The following is a 5,046-nucleotide window of genomic DNA, read 5'->3' on the forward strand; positions in this document are numbered from 1 at the left end:
TCGAGGAACCCGCTTAGATGCCGGACCGTCACGACGTCACGCCGCCGCCCCTGCCAGGTCGCCCGCAACCCGTTCCGCCGCCGCGGCGCGGAGGCGGTTTCGGCCGCTTCCTGCGCGGCCTCGGTCGGGGCATCAACATCACCCGGCTGGTCATCATCAACGTGATCTTCTTCGGGCTGCTTGCGGTTTTCCTGATCGCGCTCATGGTAAGTGGCCATACGAGCGCGGTGCAGGACAAGACCGTGCTGGTCCTGGCGCCCGAGGGGGCGCTGGTCGAGCAGTACAGCGCCGATGGGCTCTCGCGAGCCATCTCGCGGATGTCCGGCGATGGCGTGAAGCAGGTGCAGGTGCGCGACCTGGTGCGTGCGATCGATGCCGCCACGAAAGACAGCCGGATCAGCCAGATCGTGCTGCGTACCGACAAGCTGCAGGCAGGCGGATTCGCTGCGCTGCGCGAAGTGGGAGCGGCTCTGGATCGCTTCCGTGCCGCAGGCAAGCCGGTGCTCGCCTGGGCCGTGAGCCTTGAACAGGGCCAGTACTACCTCGCCGCGCACGCGGACAAGCTATACGTCGATCCGCAGGGCGGCGTGATGGCCACGGGCCTTGCGAACTACCGCCTCTTCTACAAGGACCTTCTCGACAAGCTCGGCGTTGAAGTGCACCTGTTCCGCGTCGGTCAGTTCAAAAGTGCGGCCGAGCCATTCATCCTCGATCACGCCTCGCCTGAGTCGAAGGAAGCTGATGCCTACTGGCTCGGCGGACTCTGGACGACCTGGATCGACGAAGTGGCGAAACTGCGCCATATCGCGCCGGCCACGCTGCGCGGCGATGTGGACAACCTCGCCGAACGCGTGCGTGACGCCCATGGCAGCCTCGCCGATCTGGCCGTGCAGGAAAAACTCGCTGACGGCATCGCCACCGAACAGCAGTTCGTGCAGATGCTGCGCGAGAGCGGCGTGCCCGCCGGCAAGAAGGACCAGGGCTTCCGACAGGTCGAACTCGACGGTTACCTCGCCGACCGCGGACTCTCCACCACCGACATGCTGCAGACCGATCCGGGCGTCACGGTGGTCGTCGCCGAAGGCGAGATCACCGGCGGCAAGCAGGCGCAGGGCAGTATTGGCGGCGATACCACGGCCGCTTTGATCCGTACCGTGCGTGCCGATCGCCGCACCCGTGCACTGGTGCTGCGCGTGAATTCGCCGGGCGGCGAAGTCTACGCCGCCGAACAGATTCGCCGTGAAGTAGAGCTGACACGCGCGGCGGGCATTCCCGTGATCGTCTCGATGGGCGATGTCGCCGCAAGCGGCGGTTACTGGATTTCCATGAATGCCAATCGCATTTATGCGGAGCCGAACACCATCACCGGTTCGATCGGCATCTTCGGCATGTTCTATACGGTGCCCGATACGCTGGCCAAGATCGGCGTGAAGAGCGACGGCGTCGCCACGAGTCCGCTTGCAGGCGCGTTCGATATCACGCGTCCGCTCGATCCGAAGGTGAGCATCCTCATCCAGAGCATCATCGACAAGGGTTATCGCGACTTCGTGGGCAATGTCGCCAAGGCCCGCGGGAAGGATTTCGCAGCTATCGATGCGATCGCGCAGGGTCGCGTGTGGACAGGCCAGCAAGCGCTCGATCGCGGCCTGGTCGATAAACTCGGCAGCCTCGACGATGCCATTCGCGATGCCGCGCAGCAGGCCAAGCTCGGCAAGGACTTCAAGGTGCGCTACGCCGAGAAGCCGATGGGTGCCTTCGAGCGCTTCCTGACCAACGTCGGCGACAGCTCGGAAACGCACGTTGCGTTGTCGTGGGGTCTGCGCCTGCCGAGCTGGGTCGCCGAGCTGCCGCGCCTTGCACCGGAGTTCGCGTTGTTCCGCACGGCCGAGGCGGGCAAGCCGCACGTTTACGCTTACTGCTTCTGTTCGCCGCGCTAAAAGCTTCGCCGATGAATCGGCTCCTACCGGGCAGGGTGCAACAGAGCATCACTGCGTCTGCGCATCGACAGCCTCACGTTGCTTCTTCGCCTGTTCGTCGACGGTCTTCTGCACGTCCTCCGCTTTTTTCTTCTGCGCCTCCATGGCATCCCAGGGCGTCGAAACGCGGGCCTGCGGCGTCGGCGGTTGCTGTGGTGTCGGTGCCGCCGGTTTTGAACAGGCAGCACAGGCGAGGAGGAGCGTGAGCAGCAAAAGGGTGCGGGTCATGGCAGGTCAGCCTTAAGAGACATACCGAGTCTCTCTCGCGTTGCCGGTCAGCGCAATCGCGCACCGTAGAAACCGTTGCCCCGTTCCACTTCCATCTCCCACCCGAAGAGTTCCGAGAGGCGGTCGTCGGCGAGCAGGCGTTCCTTTGGGCCCTGGTCGAAGAGGCGGCCCTCTCGCAACATCACCACGTGACCGATCTCCGGCACGATTTCCTCCACGTGATGGGTCACCAGCAGCAAGGTGGTGCCCTCGCGCGCCAGTTCGCTGAGCAGGTCGAGGAAGCGGCGCCGGGTACCTGGATCGAGTCCGGCGCAGGGCTCGTCCAGGAGCAACGCACGCGGGCGATGAACCAGCGCCCGGGCAATCAGCACCCTTCGGGCTTCGCCGGTGGACAGCGTCGACACATCCCGTTCGGCGAGGTGCGCCGCACCGACGCGTGCCAGTGCCTCGGCGGCACGGTGGCGCATGGCCTCGTCCACGATATGGTCGAGGCCGAGCGTCATGGACGCGAAGAATCCGGAAAGCACGGCATTCAAGGCTTGTTCGTTGCTGGCTTCGAACTCGCGGCGCAGGTCGGACGACACCACGCCGAGCAGGGAGCGCAGTTCGGCCACGCTCCAGCGGTCGCGCCCGAACACACGGACGACCGGCGAGCCGTCCGCATGGACAATCGGATACAACCGTCGTTCGACCAGCTTGACCAGGGTGGACTTGCCGGAGCCGTTTGGCCCCAGGATGGCCGTGTGCTGACCGGGTGCGATCGACAGCGAGAGGGCGTCGAGCAGCCTCCGGTCTTCACGCAGCACCGTGGCACGGTCGATGAAAAGCAGGGTGTCGTGGTCGTTCATCGGTCCATCCTGTCGCAAGGGCGTGTTGCGCTCAACCCTTCGTCGCAAGGCAGGCACGCGGTACGATTCGCCCATAGACGGAGACCACTCATGCACCCACGACTCAGTAGCTGGCGCCTCGACGGGCGTACCGCCCTTGTGACCGGAGCCAGCAAGGGCATCGGTTACGCCTGCGCGCGTGAGCTCGCTGTTCTCGGTGCCGATGTGTTGCTGGTGGCCCGCGACGAGCTTCAACTGGAGGAAGTGCGCGACGAACTCGCCGAGGAGTGCCCCGATGTCGAGATTCTCGCCATGGCCGCCGACCTGGCCGACGAGGAAGACCGGCTCGCCGTGTTCGACTGGGTGGCCGACCTGGAAGTGAATCTTTCCATCCTGGTGAACAACGTCGGAGGCAACACGCCGCGCGCCACGCTCGACTACGAGCCGGAGGAATACCGGCAACTCTTCGAACTCAATGTCTTCTCGGCGTACGAGATGTGCCGCTCCGCGTATCCGCACCTCGTGCAACATGCGAACGCGGCCATCGTAAACATCGGTTCGGTCTCCGGCATCACGCATGTGCGTACCGGGTCTCCGTACGGCATGACGAAGGCCGCGTTGCACCAGCTGACGCGCAACCTTGCCGTGGAGTGGGCGGAAGACGGCATTCGCGTCAACGCGGTCGCGCCGTGGTACATCCGCACGCAGCGCAGTGAGCCGGCGCTCGCCAACGCGGAGTATCTMGAAGAGGTGCTCGACCGCACGCCGATGGGACGCATCGGTGAGCCCGAGGAAGTGGCGGGCGCTGTGGCCTTCCTCTGCATGYCGGCGTCGAGCTATGTCACCGGTGAGATCGTCGCCGTGGACGGTGGTTTTCTTCGTTACGGATTCTGACCGGCGTTTGTCACGGTCCCGCCCGGACAACGCCAGACGATGCGGGCATCGTTACGATGGTCTACGGGGAGTCGATAATGAACGATGAAACGATGTCCTTGCGCATTCGTCGGGCGGAAATGGCCGATGCAAACCAGGTCGCGATCTGCCTGCAGTCGCTCGGCTATGGCGCCTCGGCCGACCTGGTCCGGGCAAAGCTGGCGGCATTCGGCGAACAGTCCGATGCCGTTCTCGTCGCGTGCCATGGGGTGCTCATCGTCGGTGTCGTCAGTGTTCACATCACGCCACTCTTCCACGCGCCGGGGCACCTCGCACGCGTCACGGCGCTGTCCATTCGTGACGGCCACCAGCGTCAAGGTATCGGCACGGCACTCATGGTCGCGGCAGAACAATGGAGCTGGGCATCCGGCGCGGCACGAGTGGACCTGACCAGCGGAAACCACCGCCCCGAGGCGCATCGGTTCTACGAATCGCTGGGCTACGGTACGGACTCGCGCCGCTTCGTAAAGCATCGCCCCGTCGAGGCGTGACGGGGCGTCGCCTCAAGGGCACGACTGCAACTGGCTGCGAAGGCGTGCGTCCTTCGCGTCCAGCGGTGGACGGTCACTCTTGAACGCGTTGCGGATCTGCCGTTGCGTCGCTTCCGACTCGCTGCGCAATGCCTGGCAGGTTTCCGCGGGGCTGAGTTCCCGACACTGGTCCTGCACCCAGACGTAGTTGCTCGTCGCGATGGCGCCGACATTGCCCTTGCCGCGGTTGAGCTCCGGGGCCGAGGCCACGGCGGAGTTGGGGTTACCGTAGGTATCGGACAGTGACCCGCCAGCGACACCGAGCACACCGAGGGGCGCGAGGTAGGGCTGCGGATTGCCATCCGCGCTGGTGTACGGTTTGCCGTCCGTTGCACGGATGCAGCCGAACATCCGCGGCGGAGGCGGCAACGGCTGGGATTGAGGTGGCGGAGGATCTGAAGTTGCATCGTCTCGCCGAGGCGCGTCGGGCATCGGCGCGACCTGGCCACTGGCCGGCGCGGAGTCCTCCAGTTGGAGTGTCTCCTGCCGCTGGCTTTTCGCGCACGGCGTCTGCTGGTAGATCGTCTGCCCGTCAGCCAGGCACTTGTAGAC

Annotated in this window: 6 protein-coding genes; 3 read left to right on the plus strand and 3 right to left on the minus strand. The window is 65.1% G+C overall.

Going from position 1 to position 5,046, the window contains the following annotated elements; genetic code table 11:
* The first annotated feature begins 17 nt into the window (after nt 1-17).
* Nucleotides 18-1,937, plus strand: coding sequence for a signal peptide peptidase SppA (gene sppA, locus AC1DT2_RS15445; protein WP_477297264.1), 1,920 nt, complete (start codon nt 18-20; stop codon nt 1,935-1,937).
* Nucleotides 1,938-1,985: 48 nt separating this feature from the next.
* Here the strand turns inward: sppA and AC1DT2_RS15450 are convergent, their stop codons facing one another.
* Together AC1DT2_RS15450 and AC1DT2_RS15455 are read right to left on the minus strand one after the other, a co-directional pair.
* Nucleotides 1,986-2,204 carry a hypothetical protein gene (locus tag AC1DT2_RS15450; protein WP_063572323.1) on the minus strand — a complete coding sequence of 73 codons (219 nt, stop codon included), beginning with the start codon at nt 2,202-2,204 and terminating at the stop codon, nt 1,986-1,988.
* 47 nt (nt 2,205-2,251) lie between these two features.
* Nucleotides 2,252-3,052, minus strand: a complete 801-nt coding sequence (locus AC1DT2_RS15455) for an ABC transporter ATP-binding protein (RefSeq protein WP_063572324.1) — start codon at nt 3,050-3,052, stop codon at nt 2,252-2,254.
* Nucleotides 3,053-3,142: 90 nt separating this feature from the next.
* Here AC1DT2_RS15455 and AC1DT2_RS15460 point away from each other — a divergent pair, with 90 nt between their 5' ends.
* Both AC1DT2_RS15460 and AC1DT2_RS15465 read left to right on the plus strand, forming a co-directional pair.
* Complete coding sequence (locus AC1DT2_RS15460; protein ID WP_477297267.1) at nt 3,143-3,925, plus strand: SDR family oxidoreductase; 783 nt, start codon at nt 3,143-3,145, stop codon at nt 3,923-3,925.
* Nucleotides 3,926-4,002: 77 nt separating this feature from the next.
* On the plus strand, nt 4,003-4,455 hold the full coding sequence (locus tag AC1DT2_RS15465) for a GNAT family N-acetyltransferase (RefSeq protein ID WP_213948843.1): 453 nt from the start codon (nt 4,003-4,005) through the stop codon (nt 4,453-4,455).
* Nucleotides 4,456-4,467: 12 nt separating this feature from the next.
* Here the strand turns inward: AC1DT2_RS15465 and AC1DT2_RS15470 are convergent.
* On the minus strand, nt 4,468-5,046 hold a 579-nt coding region (locus AC1DT2_RS15470; protein ID WP_477297271.1), incomplete at its 5' end, for a DUF4124 domain-containing protein.

It is taken from the genome of Luteibacter sp. P4_E6 (genome assembly GCF_056401535.1).

What these genes read in the sequence shown, in the direction of transcription:
- sppA (WP_477297264.1), top strand. Translation starts at nt 18, where the DNA reads ATGCCGGACCGTCACGACGTCACGCCGCCGCCCCTGCCAGGTCGCCCG.
- AC1DT2_RS15450 (WP_063572323.1), bottom strand. Translation starts at nt 2,204, where the DNA reads ATGACCCGCACCCTTTTGCTGCTCACGCTCCTCCTCGCCTGTGCTGCC.
- AC1DT2_RS15455 (WP_063572324.1), bottom strand. Translation starts at nt 3,052, where the DNA reads ATGAACGACCACGACACCCTGCTTTTCATCGACCGTGCCACGGTGCTG.
- AC1DT2_RS15465 (WP_213948843.1), top strand. Translation starts at nt 4,003, where the DNA reads ATGAACGATGAAACGATGTCCTTGCGCATTCGTCGGGCGGAAATGGCC.